The sequence below is a fragment of the Sphingomonas turrisvirgatae genome, assembly GCF_001721295.1.
GTDB lineage: Bacteria > Pseudomonadota > Alphaproteobacteria > Sphingomonadales > Sphingomonadaceae > Sphingomonas > Sphingomonas turrisvirgatae.
The window spans coordinates 155206-180624 of record NZ_MDDS01000024.1 but is presented as its reverse complement, the minus strand read 5'-3'; the positions used below and the strand labels follow the sequence as shown (position 1 = coordinate 180624).

The window sequence follows — 25419 nt, the reverse complement described above, 5'->3', positions numbered from 1 at the left end:
CAGGGCCGCGCGATGATCAAGGTCGCCGCCAGGGGGATCGAGCGCCGCTATGGCCGCGTGCGCGCGCTCAGGGGCGTCGATTTCGACGCGCATGCCGGCGCGGTCAATGTGCTGATCGGTGAGAATGGCGCGGGCAAGTCGACGCTGATGCGCATCGTCGCGGGGGTCGAGACGCCCGATGCCGGCGAGCTGCTGGTCGATGGCGTGCCCGTCCGGCTGGGGTCGATCCGCGATGCCGCCGCGCTCGGCATCGGCATCGTGCATCAGGAACTCAGCCTATGCGTGAACTTGAGCGTCAGCGAGAACATCTTTGTCGACCACGGCGCGCGGCGTGGCGGCGTGGTCGATCGCCGGGCCGAGCGGGATCGTGCCGCCGCCCTGCTCGCGCGCCTCGGCTCCGGCATCGATCCGGATACCTGCGTGCGCGACCTGCGCATGGGCGAGCGCCAGCTGGTCGAGATCGCCCGCGCCCTGGCGCGCGATGTCTCGGTCCTGATCCTCGATGAACCCACCTCGGCATTGAGCGCGGTCGAGATCGAGCAGCTGTTCCGTGTCATCGCGGAGCTGAAGGCCGCCGGCGTCGCGATCGTCTATATCTCGCACCGCATGCAGGAGATCGAGCAGATCGGCGACTATGTCACCGTCCTGCGCGATGGCGAGCGCGTCGCCCACGCCGCGCGCGGCGACTTCTCGGTCGCCTGGATCGTCGATCGCATGCTCGGCGAAGCGCGCGCACCCATCGTGCGCCGCGCGATGCAGGCGGGCGATCCGGTGCTGGCGATCCGTGACCTGCGCGTGCCCCGCGCCAGCGGCGGTCTCGCCGTGGACGAACCCGGTCTCGAGGTCCGCGCCGGCGAAGTCACCGCCATCTATGGCGTGCTCGGCGCCGGCCGCACCGAGTTGCTTGAGGCGGTGTGCGGCGCGCGTCCCGCCAGCGGCGCGATCCTTGTCGCCGGCCGCGATCTTGCCGCGCTGCCGCTGCCCGATCGCCTCGCTCATGGCGTCCAGTTCGTACCCGAGGATCGGCAGGGCGAGGGCATTTTCGCCAACCTCGCCGTCGCGCCCAATCTCACCCTCTCGATCCTTGCGCGGTTCAGTCGCATCGGCCGGATCGTGCCGCGCGACGAACTGGACGAGGCGGCGGGCGCGGTTCGGCGGCTCGGCATCAAGACCGCCTCGCCAATGCAGCCCATCGGCGCGCTGTCGGGCGGCAACCAGCAAAAGGTGCTGATCGGCCGCTCGCTGCTGCCCGGACCCAAAGTGCTGCTGCTCGACGAGCCGGGCCGCGGCATCGACGTCGGCGCGCGCACCGACATGTTCGAAGCGCTCCGCGTGCTGGCGGGGGAGGGGATGGCGGTGCTGTTCTCGACCTCCGACCTCGCCGAAGCGAGCAGCTTCGCCGACCGCATCCTGGTGATGGCAGGGGGGCGGCTCACCGCCGACCTGCGCGCCGATGAAACCACCGAACAGGTGCTGGCACAGGCCGCGAATCCGCGCCCGGCCGGCGATGGAGTAGCCGCATGACCGCCGTTCAAGCCGCGTCCCCGCAACGCAGCGCAATCGACCTGCTGATCAAGCTGCGCGCGCTCGTCGCGCTGGCGGTGGTGGTCGTCTTCTTCTCGGTGATGACGCCCAACTTCCTGTCGCTCGCCAACGCCGTGATCATGGCCAAGCATATCGCGATCATCGCGATCCTCGGCATCGGCATGACCTTCGTCGTGCTGACCGGCGGGATCGACTTGTCGGTCGGCTCGATCGCGGGGCTGGCGGGAATCGTCGCCGGCGCATTGATCCTCAACGGCATCGAACTGGGGCTGTTCGGCGTGGTCGTGTTCCCCAGCGTGCCGCTCATCATCCTGCTGGTCCTGGGCCTCGGTGCCCTTGTCGGGGCGGCCAATGGCCTGCTGGTCACGCGCTTCGGCGTTGCGCCGTTCATCGCCACGCTCGGCATGCTCTATGTCGCGCGCGGCGCCGCGCTGCTGCTGTCGGACGGTGCGACCTTCCCCAACCTGGTCGGCAATCCCGCCTTCGGTAATGAAGGCTTCCCGCTGCTCGGCGCGGGGCGGCTGCTCGGCGTGCCGGTGCCGGTGTTGCTGCTGGTGCTGGTCGGCGGACTGGCGGCGTTCATTGCCGGATCGACGCTGTTCGGCCGGCGCGTCTATGCCGTGGGCGGGAACGAGCGCGCGGCCTTTCTGTCCGGCGTCCGCGTCAACCGCATCAAGGTCTGGGTCTATGTCATTTCCGGCGCGTGCGCGGCGCTGGTCGGGCTGATCGTCGCGTCCGATCTGGTCGCCGCGCATCCGGCCTCGGGCGAGACGTTCGAGTTGAGCGCCATTGCCGCCGTCGTGCTGGGCGGTGCTTCGCTGGCCGGCGGGCGCGGCACCATCGGCGGGACGCTGATCGGCGCCTGCGTCATCGGCGTGCTCAACGACGGCATGGTGATGATGGGCATCAGTGAATTCTGGCAGATGGTAATCAAGGGCGCGGTGATCGTCGGCGCGGTGATGCTCGACCGGCTCCAGACGCGCATGCAGCCGGGAGGTGCCAAGTGATGCTGTGTTCCAAATGGCTGGCGATCGCCGCCATGGCCCTGCTCGCCATTGGCGTGGCGGCGTTGCTCGCCACGCGCCCGACCGGGTCGGCTTCGAAGCTCATGGTCATCATCACCCCCTCGCTCGACAACCCGTTCTTCGGGCAGGAGGCACGGGCGGCTGCCGCGCGGGCACAGTCGCTGGGCTATCAGACGCTGTCCTTCTCGCACGGCGACGACGCGTTCAAGCAGAGCGATCTCATCGAGACGGCGATCGCGCGCAATGCCGCGGCGATCATCCTCGACAATGCCGGTGCCGACGCCAGTGTCGCGGCGGTGCTCAAGGCCAAATCGGCGGGCATCCCGTCCTTCCTCATCGACCGCGAAATCTCGACGCGCGGCGCTGCCGTCGCGCAGATCGTGTCGAACAACTATCAGGGCGCGACGCTGGGGGCCGAACAGTTCGCCGAGGCGATGGGCGGCACCGGCGACTATGCCGAACTGGTCGGCAAGGAATCCGATACCAACGCCGTGATCCGCTCGAAAGGCTATCATTCGGTGCTCGACCGGTATCCCGGACTGAAGATGGTTTCGCGGCAAAGCGCCAACTGGGATCAGGCGCAGGCGTTCAACGTCATGCAGTCGATCCTTCAGGCTCATCCGCGGGTCAAGGGCGTGATCGCCGGCAACGACACGATGGCGCTGGGCGCGATCGCCGCGCTGGAAAGCGCGGGCCGGCGCGACGTGATCGTGGTCGGCTTCGACGGCTCGAACGACGCACGCGACGCAATTCTCGCGGGCAAGATGCTGGCGACCGTGCTTCAACCGGCCGCGCGTCAATCGGAATATGCCGTCGAACTCGCCGACAAATATCTCAGAACCGGCTCGACCGGCTTGCGTGAGAAGCAGCTGATGGAATGTTTCCTGATCACTCGCGCGAACGCCGGGCGGCTCCGCGACTTCGCCCTGCGCCCCTGATCGATCCGCGTTTGCGGATTGGGCGCCCTTAAACCCCCGTCCGCGCCGTCACCCGCTCGCGCTGCGCGGCATAGTCAGCCTGCGCCTTCTGGATCAGGTCCAGCTTGGTCGCTTCGAGCAGGTCGTCGGTCACGCGGCGCAGATGGGCGCGCATCGCCTCACGCGCGCGTTGCGGGTCGCGCGCTGCGAGTGCGTCGACGACCAGCTGGTGCTCGTTCGCGCGCGGCGTCACGCCAACTCGGCGGGCCTGCGCAAACATATGGACGCACAGCGGCGACTGCTCGCGTACGTCCCACAGCTGCGCGACCGCCGACGCCACCAGGCTGTTCCCCGTCGCCTCGGCGATGATCATGTGGAACCGCCGGTCCGCCGCCAGATCGTCGCCGGCTTCGTCATGGGCATCCATCTGGGTCAGCAGCGCGCGCAGTTCGCTCAGCTGCGCCTCGTCGATCGCTGCTGCCGCCAACGCCGCCGCCTCGCTCTCGAACAAGGTCCGCGCCTCGATCAGTTCGAATGCGCCGACGTCCAGCTCGGGCGACGGCCCGGCTGTCCCGGGCAAGGGGCTCGCGACATAGATGCCCGAACCCTTGCGCGCGCCGACCAGCCCGCGAATCTCCAGCGCGATCATCGCCTCGCGCACTGTCGGGCGGCTGACCGCAAACGTCTCGGCCGGGTCGCGCTCGGCGGGCAGGCGGCTGCCGGGGGCATAGCGCCCCGCCGCGATGTCGCCCGCGATCTGGTCGGCGATGCGCTGGTAGAGTTTCTGCGGGGGCGTCATCGCTGCTGCTTAGCGCCAACCCGCCAGCGCGCAAAGCGGCGGGCCGGGGCGAGCGCGCCTCACCAGTTCCACATCGTGCCGTCTTCCAGCCGCGCGACCGGCAGGTACGCCGGCTTGTAGGGATATTTCGCGGCCAGCGCCTCGTCGATATCGACGCCATGCCCCGGCGTCTCGCCGCAGAACAGCTCGCCATCGGCGAAGTGATAGTCGTGCGGGAAGACCGCGTCGGTCTCTTCGCTGTGCCGCATATATTCCTGGATGCCGAAATTGGGCACCCAGGTGTCGAAGTGCAGCGCCGTGCCCATCGTCACCGGCGACAGGTCGGTCGCGCCGTGGCAGCCGGTGCGGATCTGATACAGGCTCGCCAGGTCCGCAATGCGCCTGAGATGCGTCACGCCGCCAGCGCCGACGATCGTCGCGCGGATATAGTCGATCAGCTGGTTCTGAATGAGGTCCTTGGCATCCCAGATCGTGTTGAAGATCTCACCCACCGCCAGCGGGGTGACGGTGTGCTGGCGGATCAGCTTGAACGCTTCCTGATTCTCCGCCGGCGTCACGTCCTCCAGCCAGAACAGCTGATACGGCTCCAGCATCTTGCCCAGGTTCGCGGCTTCCTGCGGCGTATAGCGGTGGTGGCCGTCATGCAGCAGGTGATGGTCGAAGCCATAGGTCGCGCGCAGCTTCTCGAACAGCTTGGGCACATAGTTCAGTGACTTGCGCGTGTCCCAGCCGGTGACGGAGGGGAGGGCGGCGTCGGCCGGCTCGTAATAGAGCTTGCCGCGCCCGACCCCGTACGCGTCCTTGATCCCCGGCACGCCGGTCTGCGCGCGGATCGCCTTGTACCCCATGTCGATATATTGGCCGACCGCGTCGACCGTCTCGGCGATGTCCGACCCATTGGCATGACCATAGACCATCACGCCCTCGCGCGAGCGGCCGCCGAGCAACTGGTACAGCGGCATGCCCGCCATCTTGGCCTTGATATCCCACAATGCCACGTCGACCGCCGCGATCGCGCGCATCGTCACCGGCCCGCGACGCCAGTACGCGCCGCGATAGAGATATTGCCAGATATCCTCGATCCGCCGCGGGTCCATGCCGATCAGGCACGGCGCGACATGGTCCTCAAGATACGAGACGACCGGCAGCTCGCGCCCGTTCAGCGTCGCGTCGCCAATGCCATAGACACCCTGATCGGTCTCGATCTTCAGCGTGACGAAATTGCGTCCCGGACAAGTGACGATGACGCGGGCGGCGGTGATCTTCATGACGGCTCCTCGATGTTCCAGGCAGCCTAGGTCAGGATGACTGACAAATCAACAAATTGGTCAGGCCAGTTCGCGTGCCGGGTTTCATCTGCGCTCGGCCTTTCGCCTCGCGCCGGCCACTCCCATATTCGATCCGCATGGAAGGAGCGTCGATGAACCGCCGGACCCTGATCGCCGCCGCAGCGGGCAGCGCGGCAAGCTGGCTCGCGCTCGCGCCGTCGCTCGCCGCGGCCCAGCCGTTCGAAGTCACGCGCAGCGATGCCGCATGGCGCGCGCGTCTCGCGCCCGAAGCTTATCGCGTGCTGCGGCAACAGGGCACCGAACGCCCGGGCTCAAGTCCGCTCGACAAGGAAAAGCGCGCCGGCCTGTTCGGCTGCAAGGGCTGCGGCCTGCCGCTGTTCCACTCGCGCACGAAGTTCGAAAGCGGCACCGGCTGGCCCAGCTTCTACGCCCCGCTGCGCAATGCGGTGCGCACGCGCATCGATACCAGCCTGCTGATGCGCCGCGTCGAAGTGGTCTGCCGCGGCTGCGGCGGGCATCTGGGTCACGTCTTCGACGACGGCCCGCCGCCGACGGGCAAGCGCTATTGCATGAACGGCGTGGCGATGATCTTCCGGGCGGCGACAGGCTGATCCGATATCGGGGCAGCCCATAGCCATCATCCCCGCGAAAGCCGGGATCTCAGGCGATGGTGCCGGTCAGAAGCTGCACGAGGTTCCAGCTTTGCCGGGCTGGAGATCCCGCCCTTACTTCTGCAGCGACGTCTCAATCCCAAACTTCGTCAGGTCGACATAGGCGATCGTCACCTGCGGCAGCGTGTCCTCACGCTCCACCTTGGGCGCCTTGCCGGCATAGATGAAGCCGTTGACCGGATAGGTCGAGGTGCCGAGCCCGCCATTGCTTGCATACCACACCTTTACGCGGCTCCAGTCGCCACGCTCCGACACATCGACCGCGATCACATTCTTCTCGACGCCGCCACGGCGCGACCAGTTGGCGTGGGTGAGCAGCACTTCGCGGTCGTTCAGCACTTTTGATACCATGGCGACATGGCCCAGGCGCATCTTGCCCGATGCCGCGAACGACATCACCGAACCTTCGACCGGCTCGCTGCCGCGCTCGTACCGGCCTGCGGCCTGGCTCCACCAGGTGTGGGCATTGCCGAAGATCTGCACGCCGGAGATCATCCGGGCATAGGGCGCGCACTGCCAGAACTGGGCATTTGCCGGTGCGATCGTCGCCAGGCAAAGCGCGGCCATCAGCGCGAATCGCGCTGTCAACGAAGTGAAAGTCATGAAAAGTCCCGACCCCGAATCTCGTGATCGGCTGTTGGCAGAATGGTTCCCGCGCCAAAACCCCGCGGCGGCGGTTATAGGATGAACCGTTCGATCGCGTCGGTGACTGACAGTTTGTTCAGGAAAAGCGATGCCCCGACGGATACGACAGGCCGATGACGGTTCGTCGCAAGCCATGTTGCAACGCAGCAGCTTTCATGATTCCATCTGAACGGTGGCCAACGCGGCGTTAAGGGGCGCGTTAACCATCGGGGCGCATCATCGCTGTTGCCGGCGATGCTGCCGGGCAACCATGTGGGGTGGGAGTGTTGGAGAATGAGCGCGAGGAGTAAGCCGGCCGAGGGGGCAATGACCCTTGCTGAGATGAAGGAATTCGCCGGGTTCAGCGCAGCGACTCAGCGCTATATCCGCCGTTCGCTCGATGTCGGCCTCGATCGCACCGATGCCATGGAGCGCTGGTCGCGCGATACGGTCGAAACCGCCAGCATCCGCGCCCAGGCGCATATGTACGACCGCCTGCCCGAAATCCGTGCGTTGATCCCCGAAGACAGCGGGCTCGATGCGATGGAGCCGTTCATGGCGCCGCTCATCATGCTGACCGCGTTCGATCTGGGGCAGGGCCGGCTCATCAGCTTCTCGGCATACCGCTTTCTCTACGAACGGCTGATCGGGGCCGAGGCGCGCCCCTGGCTGCCGGCCGCCTTCTGCGCCGCCGCCGCGCTGCCGCATCTCCATCCCGACCTGCGCCGCAAGCTGCTTCAGTCGATCAGCGAAGCCGCCGCCACCGCCTCGGGCTGGTCCAACCGCCAGCCGGCCTTCTACCCGCAATGGGTGGAAAAGGTCGGCGCGGAGCCGATGCCGGGCTGATCTCCGCCGGGGGTGAAGCCGCCCCTCCCGTCATCCCGGCGAAAGCCGGGATCTCAGGCGGTTCCTTCCCCTCCGCGCCTCCGCGTGAAACAATTCCTCTTGCTTCGCGCCTTAGCGCCTTAGCGCGAACCATCTCTTCCTCTGCCGCACCCGCCGCTCACCGGCACGCTCGCCACCCCATCGTCCCACGATCCGCCTGGTCGAAGTGGAAATGATCGCGATGCGCCGCATTATAGTCCGGCGACAGCACCGTCGCGAACACGCCGCACGCGCCTTCGCGCACGTCGCGCAGGAAACGGCCCTTCGATCCCTTGTCGTCCCAGTCGCCGACCAGCGTGATGCGCGTCCCGTCCGCCAGCCGGAACGCTGCGATGTCCACTGCGTCGGCGCTGGCATGTTCGCTCCAGCTCGCGCCTTCGCGATTGTACATGCGCCGGCAGTTATAGCTGCCGAAATGCTCGATCTCGCGCACGCGCTGGCCGAAATGGCGCTGCGCCGCCGGCTGCACGCTCTCCCATTCCCACATGCTCAGCGCCGCCGCGACGGGGCAGGCGACGCCCAGGTCGCGCGGCGCGAAGCCGATCTGCCGCGCCCCGCCCGGCCGAAATCGCACCGCATCGGCATAGCCGCACTGATCGCCTTCGCTCAGCGGCGGCAGCGCGGTGTAGCGCACCCCCGCCTTGTCCAGTGCCTCGCGGCAGGCGGGGAAATCGTCGCCCAGCGCCGCCAGCTTGCGCGCGGTGAACATGCCCACCGGCTGCGACAGGTCGACCGGCGTCCAGGGCAGGTCCTGCGGCCGGCTCTTGCCCAGTGCATAGAGCGCCAGCGCCAGCGTCAGCAGCAGCCCGGCGACGACGACCGCCCCGATGGCACCGCGCAGCGCCTTCATCAGCGCAGGGCCCTCATCCGCGCAGGGCTTCGCCGGCGGGCTGCGACGTCACCGGATAACCCAGCCCCTCGGGAATGCACAGCTGCCGCACGCCGCCGCGCTCCTCGATCCACGGCGTGATCGTCTCGACGGGATGCGCACGGGCGTGGGCGACCGCTTCGGCAAAGCTGCCCAGCTGCGCCAGCCGCTCCAGGTTGCGCCGCGTCGGAAAAATGATCTGCGCGCGCCCCGCATCGGCCTCTGCCAGCACCTGCGCCGCGCTGGCCCACAACAGCCGCACGCTCTCGCCGCCATCGGGGCGCGGTTCCGGCGCGTCGTCGGGCAGCCGGGCGAGATAGAAGCGCGTGTCGAAGATGCGGTGCGTAACTCCGGCATGGGGCATCCAGCGGGCAAAGGGCACCAGATGGTCGAGCGCCAGATCCTCCGGCTCGATCAATTCGCCCAGCGCCGCGCCGCCGGCCAGCGCCTTGCGTAATGCGCTCACGTCATGCGTGCCGTTCAGCCCGACGGGAAGTCCCACTTCCTCGATCGTCTCGCGGATCGCCGCGATGCGCGCGGCCGCTTCGACGACATCGCCACCGATACGCCCTGCCAGCGTGCGATCGCCCGGGTCGATCCGCCCGCCGGGAAACACCAGCGCGCCGCCGGCAAAGCGCATTGCCGCCGCGCGTTCGACCATCAACAGCTCGGGCGGGCCGGCCTTGCGCTCGCGCAGGATGACGACCGTCGCGGCGGGGATGATCTGCGGCTCGGTCGAGGTCATCCGACCGATGTAGGGAATGGCGCGACAGTGCGAAACCCGCCCGACGCGCGCCGCCGTCGCGGCTGACGGGACCGGGCCGGAAAACGCATGCTCAATACCGGCTCAACTCGACCTGCATTTGCTTGTAGCCATGGACGAAGCACGCCGCGACGCGTTCCGGCTCGGCGGTCACGTTCACGCGCAGCCGGCGTTTGGCCATTTCCTCCATCAGCACGCCGATCTGCAATTCGGCCAGCCGCGCGCCGACGCAGCGGTGGATGCCATGGCCGAACGCCAGGTGGCGGCGGGCATTCGCGCGATCGACGATGATCTCGTCCGGCCGCTCGAACATGCTCTCGTCGCGATTGGCCGAGATGTACCACAGTGCAAGCTTGTCCCCGGCGCGGATTTGCTGGCCCATCAGCTCGGCATCGGCGGTCGCGGTGCGCCGCATATGGGCGAGCGGGGTCTGCCAGCGGATGATCTCCTGCACCGCATTGGGGATCAGCGACGCGTCGGCTTCCAGCTTCGCGCGCTGATCGGGATATTGCTCGAGGCCCCAGGCAAAGGCCGACATCGAATTGCGCGTGGTGTCGTTGCCCCCGACGATCAGCAGGATCAGGTTCCCCAGAAACTCCATCTGGTCCATCTCCGCCATCGCGTCGGAATGGATCATCATCGAAATGAGGTCGGGCGTCGGATCCTTGCAGATCTTGCTGTTCCACAATGCGCCGAACTCGGACGCGCATTGGAACAGGATCTGGCGGCGTTCCTCCTTGCGTACTGGGTCCTTGGCAATCTCGATATCCCCGGCCCAGTCCGACCAATAGGTCAGCTTGCGCCGTTCCGCCCACGGAAAATCGAACAGGATCGCCAGCATCTGCGTGGTCAGTTCGATCGACACGCGATCGACCCAGTCGAACGTCTCGCCGACCGGCAGCTCGTCCAGGATTTCCGCCGTCCGCGCCACGATATCGGCGCGCATCCGCTGCATCTCGCTGGGGGTGAAGGCGGGGGCCACGGTGCGGCGCTGGCCGGTATGCTTGGGGCGGTCCATCGCGATGAACATCGGCATCTTGATGTCGCCCTCCATCAGGTCGGCGACGGTGATGCCGCCGGCCTGGGAAGAGTAAAGCTCGGGCAGCGACTCGACCTCGACGATCGGCTTGTAGGCCGAGATCGACCAATAAGGCCCGAACGCCGAATCCTCGCAGCGATAAACCGGCGCCGTCGCGCGCAGCGTCCGGAACGGCTCGTGCCAGCGGTCGTCGCGATACAGTTCGGGCCGCGTCACGTCGAGCGGATCGACATGCGCGTCCCCATGCGTTGCCAGGCTGGCCATAACCCTCTCCCACGATCTGTTTCGTGGGAGAGTGGCTTAACTGACAGGGATGTCAACAGCGGCGCGTCTGCGCCGAAACAGCCTGGGAGAGCCCGACTGCAAGACGCCCCGCCTGAACAGCCGCGCCGCGATCGTCACCGTCAGCACGACCCACAGCGCCTGCCATGCCAGCGCCGCGCCGTGCCGCCACAGCTCGCTCGAATTGGCCGCGCGCGCCGCCATGGCAAAGGGCGAGCTGAACGGGAACAGCTCGGCCGCGGTCGCCACCCAGCTGTCGGGGCTTGCCGCTGCGGCCGAGGCGAAGCCGAACATCGCGACCTGGAAGATCGTGATTGGCAGCGACATCATCTGCAGCTCGCGCTGAGTCGATGCCTGCGCGCCAATGCCAAGGAACACCGCGCCCAGCAGCATGTACGCCATCACGAAATAGGCGAAGAACAAGAGCACGAACAGCGGCATGCCCACCGCGACGCCGACATCGCCAAGTGCCGTGGCGAGTTTCACCGGCAGGAACGCGCCGATGTTGAGCACCACCGTGCCCCAGAAGGTGAGGAACAGCAAAGCGACGCCGAACATGCCGATCAGCTTGCCGAAGAATACGCTTTCCAGCGGCACGGCCGCCGCCAGGATCTCGATCACCTTGTTCGACCGTTCCTCCGCCATCGTGCCGACGACCTGGCCGGCCAGCAACAGCGACACCATGAACAGGCCGAACACGGTGAAGAACGCTGCCTGCCCCTGGCCGCCCGCCGTGGTCCCGCTGCGTGCGATGGCGATCCGTGTCGGTTCGCTCAGCGCCTGCGTGCTGCCGATCTTCTCGACCTGCAACCCCTGCTCGGCCAACTGCGCCAGATAGTCGGCGCTACGGTCTCCCTGCGGACCATAAAGGATCTGCGGCTTCTCGAGCGGACCATACAGCACCGCCGACGCCTCGATCGCCTTTGAATCGAACAGCGCGCGCGCCTGCTTGGCCACGTCGCCAGCCGGCTTTTCGGCGATCAGCACCGGCGGCCGCTCGCGCTCGCGATAGATGCGGCGCAGGCGCGCGTCGGTCGCGGCGAGCGTGCGCGCGCGTTCGCCTTCCGCCAGCACGACGATGCGCACCTTGTCGCCGCCGCTTTTGGCCATGGTCGCCGCGCCCATGCCGCCGACCGTGCCGAACGCCAGCATCATCAGCGGCGCCAGCAGGAACAGGAGAAAGGTTGGGGTGAACACCGTCGCCACGAAATCGCGGCGTGCAATGGTAAAGGTCTGGCGGGTCAGCCGCGCAAGGTTGCTCATGCCGCCGTCTCCGTCCGCTCGCCTTGTTCCAGCGCGTCGCGCCCCACGATCCTGACGAACACATCGTGCAGGCTCGGCCGCTCGATCGACAGGCCCGAAATGCCGTATCCTGCCTCGATCAGCTTGATCAGCAACGCCTCGATCCCCTCGTCCGGCAGCGTGAAGCGCCACCCGTCGCCCTCTCGCAGCGCATCGGCTGGCAGCAGGGCGGGAAGGCCGTCATTGGGGAAATGCGGCACATAATGCGCCTTGAACGGCAGCGTCGCGCGCGCGTCGGCAACCGTCCCCTCGAACCGCACCTTGCCGCCGGCGATGATCGTCAGCCGGTCGCACAGCCGCTCGGCATGCGCCATGACGTGCGTCGAGAACAGGATCGTCGCGCCGCGGTCGCGCTCGGCCAGGATCAGCTTCTCCAGCCGCTCCTGGTTGACGGGGTCCAGGCCCGAAAACGGCTCGTCCAGCACCAGCAGGTCGGGCTGATGCACCACCGATCCCAGCAGCTGAACCAGCTGCGCCATGCCCTTGGACAGCTTGCGGATCTTCTGGTCGGTCGCATGGCCCAGGCCGGCAGCTTCCATCAGCTCGACCGCGCGCTTGCGCCCGGTCTTCCAGTCGAGGCCGCGCAGCGCGCCCATGAAGGCGATCGCCTGCACCGTCTTCATGCCGGGATACAGGCCGCGTTCCTCGGGCAGATAGCCGACCTGATCGCTGACTTCCCGCGGGCGTGGATTGCCGAGCACGCTGCGCTCGCCGCCATCGGGTTCGATGATGCCGAGGACGATGCGCAGGCTGGTCGTCTTGCCTGCGCCATTGGGGCCCAGCACGCCATAGATCATGCCCTTGGGCACCGCGATGTCCACGCCGTCGACCACGCGCCGATCGCCGAAGCGCTTGACCAGGCCCTTGGCGGTGACCGCCATTTCACTCTGCAACAGACATTCCCCTTGGCTCGGTAGCCGTGGTAGCGGGCGGTGATGCACTCCGGCAAGCCACTCGAAGCGCAAATCCGTGAAAAGGCGGCCGAACTCGGCTTCGTCGCTTGCGGCATCGCGCGCGCCGACGCCGCGCCGCTGGCGGGCGAGCGGCTGCGGCAGTGGTTGGCGCAGGGGCGGCATGGCGACATGATCTGGATGGAGGAGCGCGCGCATCACCGCGAAGCGCCCGCAGGCCTGTGGCCCGACGTGCGCAGCGTCATCGCGCTCGGCATGAGCTATGCGCCGGCAAGCGATCCGCTGGCGCTGGCTGATGCAGGCGAGCATGGCCGCATCTCGGTCTATGCGCAGGGCGGCGACTATCACGACGTGGTGAAAAAGGCGCTGAAGGCGCTCGGCCGCTGGCTGGCGCAGGCGGCAGGCTGCGATCTAAAGGTATTCGTCGACACCGCGCCGGTCATGGAAAAGCCGCTGGCGGAAGCGGCGGGGCTGGGGTGGCAGGGCAAGCACACCAATCTGGTCAGCCGCGAACATGGCAGCTGGCTGTTCCTCGGCGCCATCTACACGACGCTGGACCTGGTCCCCGACCGGCCGGGCCGCGACCTGTGCGGATCGTGCGACGCCTGCCAGCGCGCCTGTCCGACCGACGCCTTTCCCGCGCCCTATCGGCTCGATGCGCGGCGTTGCATCTCGTATCTGACCATCGAGCATTCAGGCCCCATCCCGCACGAATTTCGCGAAGGGATCGGCAACCGCATCTATGGCTGCGACGATTGCCTCGCGGTCTGCCCGTGGAACAAGTTCGCACAGGCCGCCGCCGCGAACCTCGCCTTCGCCCCACGTGCCGAACTGACCGCGCCCGAACTCACCGATCTGCTCGCCCTCGACGATGCCGGGTTCCGGCAGGTCTTCTCCGGCTCGCCGATCAAGCGGATCGGGCGCAACCGGATTGTGCGCAACTGCCTGATCGCGGCGGGCAACAGCGGGTCCCCGGCGCTGCTCGGCCCGGTCCGCGCGCTGCTCGCCGACCCTGACCCTGTCGTCGCCGAGGCAGCAGCTTGGGCGCTGGCCAAGCTCAGCGCCGCGAACGCCCGGCCTTGAGCGCGGCGGCACAGCTCGCCTGGTCGATCGGCCTGCCGTCGCGCTGCCGCGTCTCGGCAAAGGTCACGACCGGGTCGCCGCGTCCCGACTTTGGCGGATAAAGATAGGCGTCGAGCACACAGATCGGCCCGCCGAACTGCAGCTTGCGCGCACTCCCTTCGCTGATGTCGAGCAGCGGCTTGCCGAATTGCGCGGTTAGCCCGGCGGCGCTCTGTCCCAGGACGCCGGTCAGCGCCGACATGCCGGGCTGCGGCACCGGCAGCGGCGCGGCGCGTTCGACCGGCGGTCCATTGCCGCCGACGCAGGCGGACAGGAACAAGATGGCCGTTACGCTGGCAATCACTCTCACTTGACGGTCCTCCGGTGGAACAGATGAGTCGCCATCGCCGCGCCGAGCACGGGGGCGAGGAAATTGGCAAGCGGTACGAAGAACAGCGCGGTTCCGGCCGCGCCCAGCGCCAAGCGGGAAAGCCGGGTCGCCATGCGCCAGTCCTTGAGATCCCCTGACGGCACGTGCCGCACCGCGATCATGTCGCCCAGATCCCGGCCGAGCAGCCAGCTGTTGACGAGGAAGAAGGCGACTGCCGTACCCACGCCGGTGACCAGCAGGATCAGATAGATCGGCGCGAAAGCGAGGTTCACCAGCAGCGCGCGACCCGCCGAGCGCAGCCCCATCGCGGCAGAGCGGGCGAACGACAGGTCGCGCGCGCCCGCCAGCCGATCGGGATAATGTTTCGCCTCCACTGCCTGAACCACCTCGTCAGCGAACAGGCCGACCACCGCGATGGCAATGGCGCGGAACAGCAGCCAGGCGGACAGGATGGCGAGCAGCAGCGCGGCAAGTCCGGCAAGGTCGGCAACCCCGTCACTCGCAGAAAACCAGCCAGCTGCAAGGCGCCGCGCGCCCCATACCAGTGCCGCGCCCAGCGCCGCGAAGATCGCGAGCGTGAGCGCCAGCGACTTGGCGAGCACCGCAAGGATGCGCCGGTCGCCGAGCTGGCCGATCGAAAGGGACAGCGCGTTCAGCATCGCCGGCAGGGATGGGGAGCGCCGCCCGCCAAGTCAACGCGGTTGCGTCGCGCTGGCGCGTCCCCTAGGCGCGCGGACGATCATATCACCGGAGACCCTAGTGACCGCACCCACCCATGACGTCGTCGCCATCGGCAACGCGATCGTCGACATCCTGGCGCAGGCCGAAGACAGCTTCATCGAGGAGATTGGCGTCGCCAAGGGCTCGATGCAGCTGATGTTCTCGCCCGAAGAGGCCGACGCGCTGTACGCCAAGATGGGGCCGGGGCGCGAGGTATCGGGCGGCTCGGCCGCGAATACCGTCGCTGGCATGGCCGCGCTCGGCAGCCGGACCGCGTTCATCGGCCAAGTTGCCGACGATCAGCTCGGCCAGGTGTTCGGCCACGATCTGCGCGCTGCTGGCGTCGAGTTCGGCACCGAAGTTCGCGAAGGGCAGCCGACGACGGCGCGCTGCCTCATCTTCGTGACGCCGGATGGTCAGCGCACGATGAACACCTTTCTCGGCGCATCGCAGTTCCTGCCCCAGGCGGCGCTCGACCGCGATCTGATCGCGGGCGGCGCGATCCTTTATCTCGAAGGCTATCTGTGGGACCCGGAAGAACCGCGCCAGGCGATGCGCGCTGCGATCGAGGTCGCTCGCGCCGCGGGTCGCAAGGTCGCCTTCACCCTGTCCGACGTGTTCTGCATCAGCCGCCACGGCGACGATTTCCGCAAGCTGATCGAGGGCGGGCTGGTCGACATCCTGTTCGCCAATGAAGGCGAGCTGCTGGCGCTCGCGCAAAACGACGAGTTCGACACGGCAGTCGCGCAGGTGGCGGCGCAGGTTCCGCTGCTGGTGGTGACGCGCAGCGAAAAGGGCGCCATCGCGGTGGCCAACGGCGAGCGCGTGTCGGTCGCTGCCGAGCCGATCGAGAAGGTGGTCGACACGACTGGTGCGGGCGACTTGTTCGCGGCGGGCTTCCTGCACGGCCAGGCACAGGGCTGGAGCGTCGAGAAGTCGCTGAAGCTCGGAGCGGCATGCGCGGCCGAGATCATCAGCCATTATGGCGCCCGGCCGGAAGCGGACCTCAAGGCCGTGGCGGCAAAGCTCGGCTGATCGGCCGCCGCACTGGCATCGTCCCGGCCGCGCGCTAGAATGGCGGCATCAACCACCGGGGAGATCCCATGAAGCGTGCCGTCTTGCTTGCCCTGTCGTCCTGTCTGCTGCTCGCCGCATCGCGCGGATCGACCCTGCCCCTGCCCAACGCGATCAGCTTTCCCGAAGGCATCGCGATCACGCGGGACGGCCGCGCGGCATTCGTCGCCGGATCGAGCGACGGCACGATCGCGCGGATCGACCTGGCGACCGGTCGTGGCACCGTGTTGCCCGAGGCGTTGCGCGGCCAGGTGAGCATCGGCGGCGCGTTCGGCATGAAGGTGGACGATCAGGACCGGCTGTGGATCGCGGGCGGGCGAAGCCGCAATATCTACGTCGTCGATCCTCAGCATGACCGGCGCATCGCCACCATCGCGACCGATCCCGAAATCGGCCTCATCAACGATGCCGCGATCGCCGGCGGCCGCATCTGGTTCACCGATTCGCGCGCGCCGGTGCTGTGGTCGGTGGACTTGTCCAAGCCGCTGCCCGACACCGCGACACGCTGGATGCGCTATGACGGCACGCCGCTGCAATATGGCGAAGGTGGTAATCTAAACGGCATCGCCGCCGCCGGCCCGGACACGCTGATCGTGGTGCAAGCCAACAAGGGCTTGCTGTTCCGCATCGACACGCGCGCGCGCCGCGTCGAGCAGATCGACCTGGGTGGCGAGACCTTGCCGGGTTCGGACGGCCTCGTGCTGGATCGCGGCATGCTGTACGTCGTTCGCACCGAAGCGTCGGAAATCGTCTCGGTGCAGCTCGACCGGGCGTATCGGACGGGCAAGGTCGTCTCGCGCTTCAAGGCGCCGGAAGTCCGCTTGCCGGCAACTGCGGCCAAGGTCGGGGACGAGCTGATCGTGGTCAATGCCCAGCTCGCGCACCGCGCCGACAATGATCCGGTCCGGCCGTTCACGCTGGCCCGCGTCCCGCTGAAGCTGCTGAGCGGCAAGGCGGCTGGCCAACGGTGATGAAAGGGGAGGGCATTCCTCCCCTTTTCGCCATGGCTCAGCCGCCGACCGATTGACCCTCGAGCGAATGCTTGAGGTCGCGTACGCGGTCATGGCCCTGCCGCACTGACGCATAGGCGCGCTCGATCGGGGCGCGGGTCGCTGGATCGAGCGAGTCGGCGTTCAACGCGGTCTCGAACTTGTCCTTCAGATAATCCTCGCCGCGCTCGACCTCGTCGATGATCGCCTTGTCGTCGCGGCCGGTGACGCTGGCCTTGAAGTCGAGCCAGCGCTGGTGAAGGTAGCCAAGCGTCGAGCCGTCGCTGTCGACGCTGCCGCCAAGCCGCGCGACTTCGGCCTTGAGGTCGCTCAGCGCCTGATTGCGGTCGTCGCCAAGCTGCGTGAAGAGCTGGCGGAACTCGGCCGCCTCGACATGCTGCGCTGCATCGCGATAGCCGTTCACGCTGTCGGCCAGCGTGTCGGTCAGCGTCTTGAGCACGGTCAGGCTGCCATTTTCGTTCTCGAACATGCGATCGGTTCTCCAAAACGGGGGGATGGCGCCTCAACGCCGACCGCCGGAAAACGATGCAGCCGCCGCACAACGAAAAAGGGGAGGCCGAAGCCTCCCCTTTCCATTTACGGGTCCGTCGGATCAGTGCGTGCCCGGCGTATGCGGCTCGATCTCGGTCACCGCCTCGACCTCATGGCTTTCCACGATGCCGCGGCCCAGATGGCTTCGGCTGCGGCTGTACGCATAATAAACCGCCAGGCCGATCGCACCCCACAGCGGCAGGACGAGCATCGCATCGATCGGCAGGTTGATGTAGAGGAAGATCGTGCCCGCGATGGTCAGCGGCCCGATCAGCCACAGCGCCGGCGTACGGAACTTGCGTGGCTGGTTCGGGGCGGTCTTGCGAAGCATCATGACCGCTATGGCGACCATCATGAACGCATAGAGCGTACCGGCATTGGCGATATCCGCCAGCTTGCCGACCGGCAGGAACGCTGCGCCGAATGCGACGACCGAACCCGTGATCGCGGTGATGACGTGCGGGGTCTTCCATTTGGGATGCACCTTGCTCCACGATTCGGGGAGCAGGCCGTCGCGGCTCATCACGAACGCGACGCGGGTCTGGCCGAACAGCAGGATCAGGATGACCGAAGGCAGCGCGACGAACGCCGCGATGCCCAGCGCGTTGCCGACGCCCGACCAGCCGATCTGACGCAGCACATGCGCCAGCGCTTCGTTGGAGCAGACCAGCGGCAGGTCGTTCGCGGCGTAAGTGGCGCACTGGCGCGCCAGCTCTTCCGACCCGGCGGGGAAGGGGACGCCGTTCGGGCCCATGATCGGCTGGCCGCCGATCGTGCCGATCGCCCCGGCAGCGACCAGGATGTAGAAGACGGTGCAGAACAGCAGCGAGCCGATCAGGCCGATCGGTACGTTGCGCTGCGGGTTCTTGGTTTCCTCGGCCGCAGTCGAAACCGCGTCGAAGCCGACATAGGCGAAGAAGATCGTCGCCGCTGCGCCGACCGCGCCGACGCCGGTGCCAAGGCCGCCGAACACGCCGGCCGGCAGGAACGGGTTGAACTTGTCGGTCGAGAAATAGTCGCTCGGCAGGGTCAGTGCAACGAACGCGGTCAGCGCCGCCACCTTGATCGCGACGAGGATCGCGTTGACGCGGGCGCTTTCGGTGGTGCCGATCATCAGCAGCCCGGTGATCAGCAGCGCGATGAACACTGCCGGCAAGTTGATGAAGCCACCCTCGACCCCGCCCAGCGCCAGCGGCGCGCCGGAGAGGAAGGCAGGCAATTGTATCCCGAGGAACTCATTGAGGATCGTGCCCGTGAAATAGCCTGACCAGCCGACCGACACCGCCGACGCGGCGACGGCATATTCAAGGACTAGTGCCCAGCCGACCGTCCAGGCGAGGACTTCGCCCATCGTGGCATAGGTATAGGTGTAGGCGGACCCGGCCACCGGGACCATGGCAGCGATTTCGGCATAGCACAGCGCGGCGACGATGCAGATCGCGCCGGCGATGGCAAAGGCGAGCATGAGGCCCGGGCCGGCCTTTTGCGCGCCGGCGGAGGTCAGCACGAAGATGCCGGTACCGATGACGCAGCCGATGCCGAAGAGCGTCAGCTGGAACCAGCCCAGCGAGCGATGAAGCGATTTCTTTTCTGCTGTCGCCAAAATGGCGTCGAGCGGTTTGACTCGGCCGAATTGCATGCAAGCTTCCCCTAAGCCGGCGCGGCTGTTGCCCTGTCGCCGGAAAATGATGGCGGGGAGCCTAACCGCAAATCGGGGCCGCGCAATCCCTTACATGTTCAGGTCAACGCGCGAGCATCGGCCCGAGCGGCTGGCCTGCAAAGACATGAACGTGAAGGTGCGGGACCTCCTGTCCGCCATGGCGCCCGACATTGGCGAGCAGGCGATAGCCCGGCTCGACCGCCCCAGCCTCGCGCGCGACGATGCCGACGGCGCGGACGAAGCCGGCGATCTCGGCATCCGACGCCTTGGCCGAGAAATCGTCCCACGAGACATAGGGGCCAGTCGGAATGACCAGGATGTGGGTCGGCGCGGCCGGCGCGATATCGTGGAATGCGATGGCGTATTCGTCTTCATAGACACGGCTGGACGGGATCTCGCCGCGCAGGATCTTTGCGAAGACGTTGTTCGGGTCATAGGGCTGGGTGGCGTCGATCGGCATGGTGAGACTCCAGGGATCAAGTCGGCCGGCTGGCCTTTTCGTCGATGCCCGACACGCCTTCGCGGCGGGCGAGTTCGGCGCGGACGTCGTCCAGCGTCAGCCCCATGTCGGCGAGCAGGACGAGCAGGTGGAAGATCAGGTCGGCGGCCTCGCCGGTCAGGCCCGCGCGATCGTCCTGCACTGCGGCGATCGCGGCCTCGACCGCTTCCTCGCCCAGCTTCTGCGCGATCTTGGCGCGGCCCTTGTGCGTCAGCTTGGCGACATAGGAGGTGGACGGGTCGGCGCTGCGGCGCGCGCGGATCGTCGCTTCGAGCGTGTCGAGGATGTCGGTCGCCATGGTTCGGGCAGTCGATCAGCGCGGCGCGGCTGTCAATCCTGCTCTTGGCGATCGCGCGCGCGACGCCGCATCGCGCGCTGCGCCAGCCACACGCCCAGCGCCGCCATGGCGGCCAGTGCCAGGTCGGACAGTTCCGGCATCGTGCGGCGCGTCACCTCGCCATTGTGCGCGGCAAGGGTCGGCACCGCGCAGAAGACCAGGAAGAAGATGAGCGCGCGCAGCATGGCAGCGGTGTAGCCGCCGCGCGGTTGCCAAAATGTTAGTGGCTGCGCACCGGGATGCCCGCGGCGGCGAGTGCCGCATGGGCGTCCGCAATCGTCGCTTCGCCAAAGTGGAAGATCGAGGCGGCGAGGACGGCGCTGGCGTGCCCGTCGCGAATGCCGGCGACGAGATGGTCGAGATTGCCGACCCCGCCGCTCGCCACCACCGGCACCGTCACCGCATCGGCGACGGTGCGGATGAAATCCAGGTCATAGCCGTCCCGCGTGCCGTCGCGGTCCATCGACGTCAGCAGCAATTCGCCCGCGCCCAGCTTTGCCAGCTTCAGCGCGTGTTCGACCGCGTCGATCCCGGTTGGCTTGCGGCCGCCATGGGTGAACACCTCCCACCGGCCGGGTTCGACCTGCCGCGCATCGACCGAGGCCACCACGCACTGGCTGCCGAACCGGTCGGCGATCTCGCTGACCACTTCGGGTCGGCTCACCGCCGCTGAATTGACCGCGACCTTGTCCGCGCCGGCGAGCAGCAGCGCGCGCGCATCCTCGGCACTGCGCACGCCGCCGCCGACCGTCAGCGGCATGAAGCAGACCTCAGCGCTGCGGCGTACGACATCGATGATCGTTCCGCGCGCTTCATGGCTCGCGGTGATGTCGAGGAAGCACAATTCGTCCGCGCCGGCCGCGTCATAGGCGCGCGCCTGCTCGACCGGATCGCCCGCATCGCGCAGATTGACGAAGTTCACGCCCTTGACCACGCGCCCGTTGGCGACGTCGAGACATGGGATGACGCGCGCGCGAACGGTCATGCGGCGACCCGGATCGCCTCGGCCAGGTCCAGGCGGCCGTCATACAGCGCGCGGCCGGTGATCACGCCCTCGATCCCGGGCTGGCCGGTCAGCGCGTGTATGTCCTCGATCCCTGCAACACCGCCGCTGGCAATGACGGGGATCGCCACCTCACGCGCAAGCGCGGTCGTCGCCGCGACGTTGCACCCCTTGAGCAGGCCGTCACGCCCGACATCGGTGAAGAGGAGGGCGGCGACGCCGGCATCCTCGAACCGCTTGCCCAGGTCGGCGACCGGCACCGTCGAGACATCGGCCCAGCCCTTGATCGCGACGAAGCCATCGCGCGCGTCCACCGCCACGACGATCCGCTCCGGATGCGCGGCAGCGGCGTCGCGCACGAAATCAGGGTCCTCCAGCGCGGCGGTGCCGATGACGACGCGCTCGACGCCGAGTCCCAGCCAGCGCTCGACTGCGGCGCGATTGCGGATGCCGCCGCCCAGCTGAACCTTGCCCGGAAAGGCCGCGACGATCCCGGCGACCGCATCGCCATTGACCGATGCGCCTGCGAAGGCGCCGTCCAGATCGACGACATGCAGATGCGTCGCCCCGGCATCGGCGAACAGCTTCGCCTGCGCCGCAGGATTGTCGCCATAAACGGTGGCGCGATCCATGTCGCCTTCCGCAAGGCGGACGACCTGGCCGGCCTTCAAGTCGATGGCTGGGAAAACGATCATGCCGGAAAAACCTTCAAGGGCGCCAGTTGAGGAAGCGTTGCAGGAGCGCGAGGCCATAGGCCTGGCTCTTTTCGGGGTGGAACTGCACGCCGGCGATGTTGTCGCGGCCGATCGCGGCGGTGACCGGGCCGCCATGAAGGGTCGTGGCGAGGATGCCGTCACCTGCATAGGCGAAGCTGTGCAGGAAATAGGCCTCGCCCGGTTCGATCAACGGGTGATCGGCAGCGGGAACGACGTCGTTCCAGCCCATGTGCGGCACCCGGACTTCACTGGCATCCAACTGGCGCACGGTCCCGTCGAGCCAGCCGAGGCCCTGATGGACGCCGAGTTCCTCGCCGGTCCTCGCCAGCAATTGCATGCCGACGCACACGCCCAGGAACGGCGCGCCTTCGTCCAGCACGCGCTGCTCCATCGCCTCGACCATCCCGGCAATGGCGCGCAGACCGGCCGCGCACGCGCCGAACGCGCCCACGCCGGGCAGGACGATCCGGTCAGACCTGGCGACGACATCGGGATCGGCCGTGACCGCAATGTCGCTCGCCCCGGCGGCCTTCAGCGCATTGTGGACGGAGTGGAGATTGCCCGCGCCATAGTCGATCAGCGCGATACTCACTGGCCGAGCGCCTCCAGCCCGGGGGCCAGGATGGTCGGCGTGATCTCGACGAACTGATAATCGGCAAGTCCCTCACGCGCGAACGGATCGTGGGCCGCCCACGCCTCGACCTGCGCAAGCGTGCCGCGCGCGATGAACATGCCGCCATCCGCGCTCGGCTTCCGCCCGGCCAGCAGGACGCGGCCATCCGCGACGCCGTGGTTCAGCCACTCGACATGCGCCGCGCGGTGCGCCGCGACCGCATCGGGCGCGACCTTGTAGGTCAGCAGCACGACGATCACTTACAGCGTCCCCTTGGTCGAGGGGATCGCGTCGGCCTTGCGAAGATCGATCTCGACCGCCTCGCGCAATGCGCGGGCAAGGCCCTTGAACGCCGCTTCGGCGATATGGTGGTTGTTGGTGCCGTAAAGCGTCTCGACATGCAGCGTGACGCCGGCGGTCTGTGCAAAGCTGTGGAACCAGTGTTCGAACATCTCGGTGTCCATCTCGCCCAGCCGCTTCTGGCTGAACTGCGTCTTCCACACCAGGAACGGCCGGCCCGAAATGTCGATCGCGACCCGCGTCAGCGTCTCGTCCATCGGCGAGAGCGCGTCGGCATAGCGGCGGATGCCGCGCTTGTCGCCCAGCGCCTTGGCCACCGCCTCACCGATCGCAAGGCCGGTGTCCTCGACCGTGTGATGCTGATCGATGTGCAGGTCGCCGACCGTCTTGACGGTCAGGTCGATCAGCGAATGGCGCGAGAGCTGTTCCAGCATATGGTCGAAAAAGCCGATGCCGGTCGAAACGGCATAGGCGCCGGTGCCGTCCAGGTTGACCGTGACGTCGACCGACGTCTCGCTGGTCTTGCGGCTGATCGTCGCGGTTCGCATGGCGGCTCCATAGCGGCTGCGCGGGCTGGTGCAATCAATCGCGACTATCGCTTGCCCGACTTCATCTTGACCGCAGGGATCGGCGCGTTAGGTCAGGGGCATGAATGGTAGCGTGCCCGACAGCCTGATTCCCTATGACGAGATCGTGCAGGAGGCACTGCGCGCGGTCGTCGGCCGCGTGCTGGACCAGGTGGCGGCCACCGGCGCGCTACCCGGAACCCATCACTTCTACATCACCTTCAAGACGCGCGCGCCGGGCGTCGACATCCCCGACCGGCTGATCGAACGGTTTCCGGACGAAATGACGATCGTCCTTCAGCATCGTTTCTGGGACCTGAAGGTCGATGCCGAGCGGTTTTCGGTCGGTCTTTCCTTCAACCAGATCCCGTCGATCCTGACGATACCGTTCGCCGCGATCACCGGCTTCCACGACCCCGCCGTCAATTTCGAGCTGCGCTTCCAGGCGGCCGAAGAGCCCGATGGGCCCGAGCCGCATGACGAGGCTGAGAATGACGGCCCGACGATCGCGCCGGTCGAGGATGGCTCGAACGTCGTCGCCGTGGACTTCAAGCGCAAGAAATAGGGGTTGCGCGCAGCGTCCCGCTTCCCAGCTTGGGAGCGTCAGGAGGCTGTATGACCAACACCCGCACCGAAACCGATTCGATCGGCGCGATCGAAGTACCCGCCGACGCCTATTGGGGCGCGCAAACTCAGCGCAGCATCGAGAACTTTCCGTTCGGCCCGACCGAACGCATGCCGATCGGCATTGTCCGCGCGCAGGCGATCGTGAAGCAGGCCGCGGCGCGGGTGAATGCCAGGCATGGCCTGTCGCAGGACATCGTCGCGGCGATCGAGGAAGCGGCGCAGGCCATCGTTTCGGGCAAGCTGGACGATCAGTTTCCGCTGGTGATCTGGCAGACGGGCAGCGGCACGCAGACCAACATGAACGTGAACGAGGTCATCGCGGGCTATGCCAATGAGCGGCTGGCCGGCACGCGGGGCGGCAAGTCACCGGTCCACCCCAACGATCATGTCAACATGAGCCAGTCGTCCAACGACAGCTTCCCCACGGCGCTGCACGTCGCGACGGTGCTGGCGACGCACGATGCGCTGTTGCCCGCACTCGACGCGCTGACTCAGGCCCTGGCCGAAAAGGCGCGCCGATGGGACGGCATCGTCAAGATCGGCCGTACCCATACTCAGGATGCCACCCCGCTGACGCTGGGGCAGGAGTTTTCCGGCTATGCCGCCCAGCTTGTCAGTTGCCGTGCGCGGATCGAAGGCGCGCTCGACGGCGATTTGCGCAAGCTCGCGATCGGCGGCACGGCGGTCGGTACCGTCCTCAACGCGCCTGAGGGTTGGGCCACGGACATGGTCGCCGCGATCGGCGCGATCACCGGCGAGCGGTTCGAGGAAGCGCCCAACAAGTTCGAGGCGCTGGCCGCCAAGGACGGGCTCGTCTTCTTCTCCGGCGCGCTCAGCACGCTGGCGGTCGCGCTCAACAAGATTGCAAACGATATCCGCCTGCTGGGCTCCGGGCCGCGATCGGGACTTGGCGAGCTGTCGCTCCCCGCCAACGAACCGGGCAGCTCGATCATGCCGGGTAAGGTCAATCCGACGCAGGTCGAGTCGCTGACGATGGTCGCGGCGCAAGTGATCGGCAACCATCAGGCGGTCACGGTCGGCGGGATGCAGGGCCAGTTCGAGCTCAACGTGTTCATGCCATTGATCGGCGCGAACGTGCTTCGTTCGATCCATTTGCTCAGCGTCGGCATGACCAGCTTTGCCGAACGCTGTGTCGAAGGGATTGAGGCGAATGAGGGCCGCATCGCCGAACTGGTGGATCGCTCGCTGATGCTCGTCACCGCGCTCGCGCCCGAAATCGGTTACGACCATGCGGCAAAGATCGCCAAGACCGCGCTGGCCGAAGGGACGACGCTGCGCGAGGCGGGGTTGAAGCTGGGACTGGTCGACGAAGCGACCTTCGACCGGCTGGTTCGCCCCGAGGCGATGGTGTGAAACTGGAACAAGCGGG

At 67.3% G+C, this 25419-nt stretch carries 30 protein-coding genes; 10 read left to right on the top strand and 20 right to left on the bottom strand.

What is annotated here, in order from left to right:
• The first annotated feature begins 12 nt into the window (after positions 1 to 12).
• From BFL28_RS10705 to BFL28_RS10695, 3 genes are read left to right on the top strand one after another with little or no spacing between them, the layout of a single operon-like run.
• Positions 13 to 1524 (top strand): sugar ABC transporter ATP-binding protein, encoded by a 1512-nt coding sequence (locus BFL28_RS10705; protein ID WP_069320539.1) that lies wholly within the window; start codon positions 13 to 15, stop codon positions 1522 to 1524.
• Entirely contained in the window at positions 1521 to 2552 is a 1032-nt protein-coding gene (locus BFL28_RS10700) for an ABC transporter permease (protein ID WP_069320538.1), read from the top strand. The genes BFL28_RS10705 and BFL28_RS10700 overlap by 4 nt, the downstream gene beginning before the upstream one ends.
• Complete coding sequence (locus tag BFL28_RS10695) at positions 2552 to 3508, top strand: D-ribose ABC transporter substrate-binding protein (RefSeq protein ID WP_069320537.1); 957 nt, start codon at positions 2552 to 2554, stop codon at positions 3506 to 3508. The genes BFL28_RS10700 and BFL28_RS10695 overlap by 1 nt, the downstream gene beginning before the upstream one ends.
• A gap of 28 nt (positions 3509 to 3536) precedes the next feature.
• On the opposite strand, the gene BFL28_RS10690 is transcribed toward BFL28_RS10695, so the two are convergent.
• Positions 3537 to 4286 (bottom strand): FadR/GntR family transcriptional regulator, encoded by a 750-nt coding sequence (locus BFL28_RS10690; protein WP_069320536.1) that lies wholly within the window; start codon positions 4284 to 4286, stop codon positions 3537 to 3539.
• Between the two features lie 59 nt (positions 4287 to 4345).
• The gene (gene manD, locus BFL28_RS10685) at positions 4346 to 5554 is read right to left on the bottom strand and encodes a D-mannonate dehydratase ManD (protein WP_069320535.1); all 1209 of its coding nucleotides are present in this window, start codon (positions 5552 to 5554) and stop codon (positions 4346 to 4348) included.
• A 152-nt stretch (positions 5555 to 5706) separates the two neighbouring features.
• On the opposite strand from manD, the gene msrB reads away from it, so the two are divergent.
• Positions 5707 to 6186 (top strand): peptide-methionine (R)-S-oxide reductase MsrB, encoded by a 480-nt coding sequence (msrB, locus tag BFL28_RS10680; protein ID WP_069320593.1) that lies wholly within the window; start codon positions 5707 to 5709, stop codon positions 6184 to 6186.
• Positions 6187 to 6300: 114 nt separating this feature from the next.
• On the opposite strand, the gene BFL28_RS10675 is transcribed toward msrB, so the two are convergent.
• Positions 6301 to 6813, bottom strand: coding sequence for a CHAP domain-containing protein (locus BFL28_RS10675; RefSeq protein WP_241527291.1), 513 nt, complete (start codon positions 6811 to 6813; stop codon positions 6301 to 6303).
• A 351-nt stretch (positions 6814 to 7164) separates the two neighbouring features.
• On the opposite strand from BFL28_RS10675, the gene BFL28_RS10670 reads away from it, so the two are divergent.
• Positions 7165 to 7716 (top strand): hypothetical protein, encoded by a 552-nt coding sequence (locus BFL28_RS10670; RefSeq protein WP_069320533.1) that lies wholly within the window; start codon positions 7165 to 7167, stop codon positions 7714 to 7716.
• 157 nt (positions 7717 to 7873) lie between these two features.
• Here BFL28_RS10670 and BFL28_RS10665 read toward each other — a convergent pair whose 3' ends face one another.
• The 5 genes from BFL28_RS10665 to BFL28_RS10645 form a co-directional block, all read right to left on the bottom strand.
• Positions 7874 to 8605 (bottom strand): extensin-like domain-containing protein, encoded by a 732-nt coding sequence (locus BFL28_RS10665; protein WP_069320532.1) that lies wholly within the window; start codon positions 8603 to 8605, stop codon positions 7874 to 7876.
• A 13-nt stretch (positions 8606 to 8618) separates the two neighbouring features.
• Positions 8619 to 9368, bottom strand: a complete 750-nt coding sequence (locus BFL28_RS10660) for an NUDIX hydrolase (RefSeq protein ID WP_069320531.1) — start codon at positions 9366 to 9368, stop codon at positions 8619 to 8621.
• A 91-nt stretch (positions 9369 to 9459) separates the two neighbouring features.
• Positions 9460 to 10689, bottom strand: coding sequence for a cytochrome P450 (locus BFL28_RS10655; protein ID WP_069320530.1), 1230 nt, complete (start codon positions 10687 to 10689; stop codon positions 9460 to 9462).
• Positions 10690 to 10725: 36 nt separating this feature from the next.
• Positions 10726 to 11970, bottom strand: coding sequence for an ABC transporter permease (locus BFL28_RS10650; RefSeq protein ID WP_069320529.1), 1245 nt, complete (start codon positions 11968 to 11970; stop codon positions 10726 to 10728).
• A complete protein-coding gene (locus tag BFL28_RS10645) occupies positions 11967 to 12890 on the bottom strand; it encodes an ABC transporter ATP-binding protein (protein WP_069320528.1) in 924 nt (307 codons plus the stop codon). Before BFL28_RS10645 ends, BFL28_RS10650 begins: the two co-directional genes overlap by 4 nt.
• A 54-nt stretch (positions 12891 to 12944) precedes the next feature.
• Between BFL28_RS10645 and queG the strand changes: the two genes are divergently transcribed.
• Entirely contained in the window at positions 12945 to 14003 is a 1059-nt protein-coding gene (gene queG / locus BFL28_RS10640; RefSeq protein WP_069320527.1) for a tRNA epoxyqueuosine(34) reductase QueG, read from the top strand.
• Here the strand turns inward: queG and BFL28_RS10635 are convergent.
• Both BFL28_RS10635 and BFL28_RS10630 read right to left on the bottom strand, forming a co-directional pair.
• Positions 13978 to 14352: a hypothetical protein gene (locus tag BFL28_RS10635; RefSeq protein ID WP_069320526.1), complete on the bottom strand. Its 375-nt coding sequence runs from the start codon at positions 14350 to 14352 to the stop codon at positions 13978 to 13980. The two genes, queG and BFL28_RS10635, sit on opposite strands and share 26 nt — an antisense overlap.
• Complete coding sequence (locus BFL28_RS10630; protein ID WP_069320525.1) at positions 14349 to 15032, bottom strand: EI24 domain-containing protein; 684 nt, start codon at positions 15030 to 15032, stop codon at positions 14349 to 14351. The genes BFL28_RS10635 and BFL28_RS10630 overlap by 4 nt, the downstream gene beginning before the upstream one ends.
• Before the next feature lie 100 nt (positions 15033 to 15132).
• Here BFL28_RS10630 and BFL28_RS10625 point away from each other — a divergent pair, with 100 nt between their 5' ends.
• Both BFL28_RS10625 and BFL28_RS10620 read left to right on the top strand, forming a co-directional pair.
• Positions 15133 to 16128, top strand: a complete 996-nt coding sequence (locus tag BFL28_RS10625; RefSeq protein WP_069320524.1) for an adenosine kinase — start codon at positions 15133 to 15135, stop codon at positions 16126 to 16128.
• 68 nt (positions 16129 to 16196) lie between these two features.
• Positions 16197 to 17138, top strand: a complete 942-nt coding sequence (locus tag BFL28_RS10620) for a Vgb family protein (RefSeq protein WP_069320523.1) — start codon at positions 16197 to 16199, stop codon at positions 17136 to 17138.
• A gap of 37 nt (positions 17139 to 17175) precedes the next feature.
• Here BFL28_RS10620 and BFL28_RS10615 read toward each other — a convergent pair whose 3' ends face one another.
• The 10 genes from BFL28_RS10615 to hisB form a co-directional block, all read right to left on the bottom strand.
• Positions 17176 to 17646 carry a ferritin-like domain-containing protein gene (locus BFL28_RS10615; RefSeq protein ID WP_069320522.1) on the bottom strand — a complete coding sequence of 157 codons (471 nt, stop codon included), beginning with the start codon at positions 17644 to 17646 and terminating at the stop codon, positions 17176 to 17178.
• Positions 17647 to 17769: 123 nt separating this feature from the next.
• On the bottom strand, positions 17770 to 19347 hold the full coding sequence (locus tag BFL28_RS10610; protein ID WP_069320521.1) for an amino acid permease: 1578 nt from the start codon (positions 19345 to 19347) through the stop codon (positions 17770 to 17772).
• 103 nt (positions 19348 to 19450) lie between these two features.
• Complete coding sequence (locus tag BFL28_RS10605; protein ID WP_069320520.1) at positions 19451 to 19828, bottom strand: histidine triad nucleotide-binding protein; 378 nt, start codon at positions 19826 to 19828, stop codon at positions 19451 to 19453.
• A gap of 16 nt (positions 19829 to 19844) precedes the next feature.
• Positions 19845 to 20165, bottom strand: coding sequence for a phosphoribosyl-ATP diphosphatase (locus tag BFL28_RS10600; RefSeq protein WP_069320519.1), 321 nt, complete (start codon positions 20163 to 20165; stop codon positions 19845 to 19847).
• 32 nt (positions 20166 to 20197) lie between these two features.
• Entirely contained in the window at positions 20198 to 20389 is a 192-nt protein-coding gene (locus BFL28_RS10595) for a hypothetical protein (protein ID WP_069320518.1), read from the bottom strand.
• 35 nt (positions 20390 to 20424) lie between these two features.
• Positions 20425 to 21189 (bottom strand): imidazole glycerol phosphate synthase subunit HisF, encoded by a 765-nt coding sequence (gene hisF, locus BFL28_RS10590; protein WP_069320517.1) that lies wholly within the window; start codon positions 21187 to 21189, stop codon positions 20425 to 20427.
• Positions 21186 to 21902: a 1-(5-phosphoribosyl)-5-[(5-phosphoribosylamino)methylideneamino]imidazole-4-carboxamide isomerase gene (gene hisA / locus BFL28_RS10585; protein WP_069320516.1), complete on the bottom strand. Its 717-nt coding sequence runs from the start codon at positions 21900 to 21902 to the stop codon at positions 21186 to 21188. Before hisA ends, hisF begins: the two co-directional genes overlap by 4 nt.
• A 13-nt stretch (positions 21903 to 21915) precedes the next feature.
• Complete coding sequence (hisH, locus tag BFL28_RS10580) at positions 21916 to 22515, bottom strand: imidazole glycerol phosphate synthase subunit HisH (RefSeq protein WP_069320515.1); 600 nt, start codon at positions 22513 to 22515, stop codon at positions 21916 to 21918.
• Entirely contained in the window at positions 22512 to 22796 is a 285-nt protein-coding gene (locus BFL28_RS10575; RefSeq protein WP_069320514.1) for a YciI family protein, read from the bottom strand. Before BFL28_RS10575 ends, hisH begins: the two co-directional genes overlap by 4 nt.
• The gene (hisB, locus tag BFL28_RS10570) at positions 22797 to 23384 is read right to left on the bottom strand and encodes an imidazoleglycerol-phosphate dehydratase HisB (RefSeq protein ID WP_069320513.1); all 588 of its coding nucleotides are present in this window, start codon (positions 23382 to 23384) and stop codon (positions 22797 to 22799) included.
• Between the two features lie 100 nt (positions 23385 to 23484).
• Here hisB and BFL28_RS10565 point away from each other — a divergent pair, with 100 nt between their 5' ends.
• Positions 23485 to 23967, top strand: coding sequence for an SspB family protein (locus BFL28_RS10565; RefSeq protein WP_069320512.1), 483 nt, complete (start codon positions 23485 to 23487; stop codon positions 23965 to 23967).
• A gap of 50 nt (positions 23968 to 24017) precedes the next feature.
• Positions 24018 to 25403, top strand: coding sequence for a class II fumarate hydratase (gene fumC / locus BFL28_RS10560; protein ID WP_069320511.1), 1386 nt, complete (start codon positions 24018 to 24020; stop codon positions 25401 to 25403).
• The last annotated feature ends 16 nt before the right edge of the window (positions 25404 to 25419 follow it).

What these genes read in the sequence shown, in the direction of transcription:
- BFL28_RS10665 (WP_069320532.1), bottom strand. Translation starts at nt 8,605, where the DNA reads ATGAAGGCGCTGCGCGGTGCCATCGGGGCGGTCGTCGTCGCCGGGCTG.
- BFL28_RS10645 (WP_069320528.1), bottom strand. Translation starts at nt 12,890, where the DNA reads ATGGCGGTCACCGCCAAGGGCCTGGTCAAGCGCTTCGGCGATCGGCGC.
- BFL28_RS10660 (WP_069320531.1), bottom strand. Translation starts at nt 9,368, where the DNA reads ATGACCTCGACCGAGCCGCAGATCATCCCCGCCGCGACGGTCGTCATC.
- manD (WP_069320535.1), bottom strand. Translation starts at nt 5,554, where the DNA reads ATGAAGATCACCGCCGCCCGCGTCATCGTCACTTGTCCGGGACGCAAT.
- BFL28_RS10620 (WP_069320523.1), top strand. Translation starts at nt 16,197, where the DNA reads ATGAAGCGTGCCGTCTTGCTTGCCCTGTCGTCCTGTCTGCTGCTCGCC.
- BFL28_RS10670 (WP_069320533.1), top strand. Translation starts at nt 7,165, where the DNA reads ATGAGCGCGAGGAGTAAGCCGGCCGAGGGGGCAATGACCCTTGCTGAG.
- BFL28_RS10650 (WP_069320529.1), bottom strand. Translation starts at nt 11,970, where the DNA reads ATGAGCAACCTTGCGCGGCTGACCCGCCAGACCTTTACCATTGCACGC.
- BFL28_RS10695 (WP_069320537.1), top strand. Translation starts at nt 2,552, where the DNA reads ATGCTGTGTTCCAAATGGCTGGCGATCGCCGCCATGGCCCTGCTCGCC.
- BFL28_RS10615 (WP_069320522.1), bottom strand. Translation starts at nt 17,646, where the DNA reads ATGTTCGAGAACGAAAATGGCAGCCTGACCGTGCTCAAGACGCTGACC.
- hisF (WP_069320517.1), bottom strand. Translation starts at nt 21,189, where the DNA reads ATGACCGTTCGCGCGCGCGTCATCCCATGTCTCGACGTCGCCAACGGG.
- msrB (WP_069320593.1), top strand. Translation starts at nt 5,707, where the DNA reads ATGAACCGCCGGACCCTGATCGCCGCCGCAGCGGGCAGCGCGGCAAGC.
- BFL28_RS10565 (WP_069320512.1), top strand. Translation starts at nt 23,485, where the DNA reads ATGAATGGTAGCGTGCCCGACAGCCTGATTCCCTATGACGAGATCGTG.
- BFL28_RS10600 (WP_069320519.1), bottom strand. Translation starts at nt 20,165, where the DNA reads ATGGCGACCGACATCCTCGACACGCTCGAAGCGACGATCCGCGCGCGC.
- BFL28_RS10675 (WP_241527291.1), bottom strand. Translation starts at nt 6,813, where the DNA reads ATGGCCGCGCTTTGCCTGGCGACGATCGCACCGGCAAATGCCCAGTTC.
- fumC (WP_069320511.1), top strand. Translation starts at nt 24,018, where the DNA reads ATGACCAACACCCGCACCGAAACCGATTCGATCGGCGCGATCGAAGTA.
- BFL28_RS10690 (WP_069320536.1), bottom strand. Translation starts at nt 4,286, where the DNA reads ATGACGCCCCCGCAGAAACTCTACCAGCGCATCGCCGACCAGATCGCG.
- hisB (WP_069320513.1), bottom strand. Translation starts at nt 23,384, where the DNA reads ATGCGAACCGCGACGATCAGCCGCAAGACCAGCGAGACGTCGGTCGAC.
- BFL28_RS10605 (WP_069320520.1), bottom strand. Translation starts at nt 19,828, where the DNA reads ATGCCGATCGACGCCACCCAGCCCTATGACCCGAACAACGTCTTCGCA.
- hisA (WP_069320516.1), bottom strand. Translation starts at nt 21,902, where the DNA reads ATGATCGTTTTCCCAGCCATCGACTTGAAGGCCGGCCAGGTCGTCCGC.
- BFL28_RS10655 (WP_069320530.1), bottom strand. Translation starts at nt 10,689, where the DNA reads ATGGCCAGCCTGGCAACGCATGGGGACGCGCATGTCGATCCGCTCGAC.
- BFL28_RS10630 (WP_069320525.1), bottom strand. Translation starts at nt 15,032, where the DNA reads ATGCTGAACGCGCTGTCCCTTTCGATCGGCCAGCTCGGCGACCGGCGC.
- BFL28_RS10700 (WP_069320538.1), top strand. Translation starts at nt 1,521, where the DNA reads ATGACCGCCGTTCAAGCCGCGTCCCCGCAACGCAGCGCAATCGACCTG.
- queG (WP_069320527.1), top strand. Translation starts at nt 12,945, where the DNA reads ATGCACTCCGGCAAGCCACTCGAAGCGCAAATCCGTGAAAAGGCGGCC.
- BFL28_RS10595 (WP_069320518.1), bottom strand. Translation starts at nt 20,389, where the DNA reads ATGCTGCGCGCGCTCATCTTCTTCCTGGTCTTCTGCGCGGTGCCGACC.
- BFL28_RS10610 (WP_069320521.1), bottom strand. Translation starts at nt 19,347, where the DNA reads ATGCAATTCGGCCGAGTCAAACCGCTCGACGCCATTTTGGCGACAGCA.
- BFL28_RS10705 (WP_069320539.1), top strand. Translation starts at nt 13, where the DNA reads ATGATCAAGGTCGCCGCCAGGGGGATCGAGCGCCGCTATGGCCGCGTG.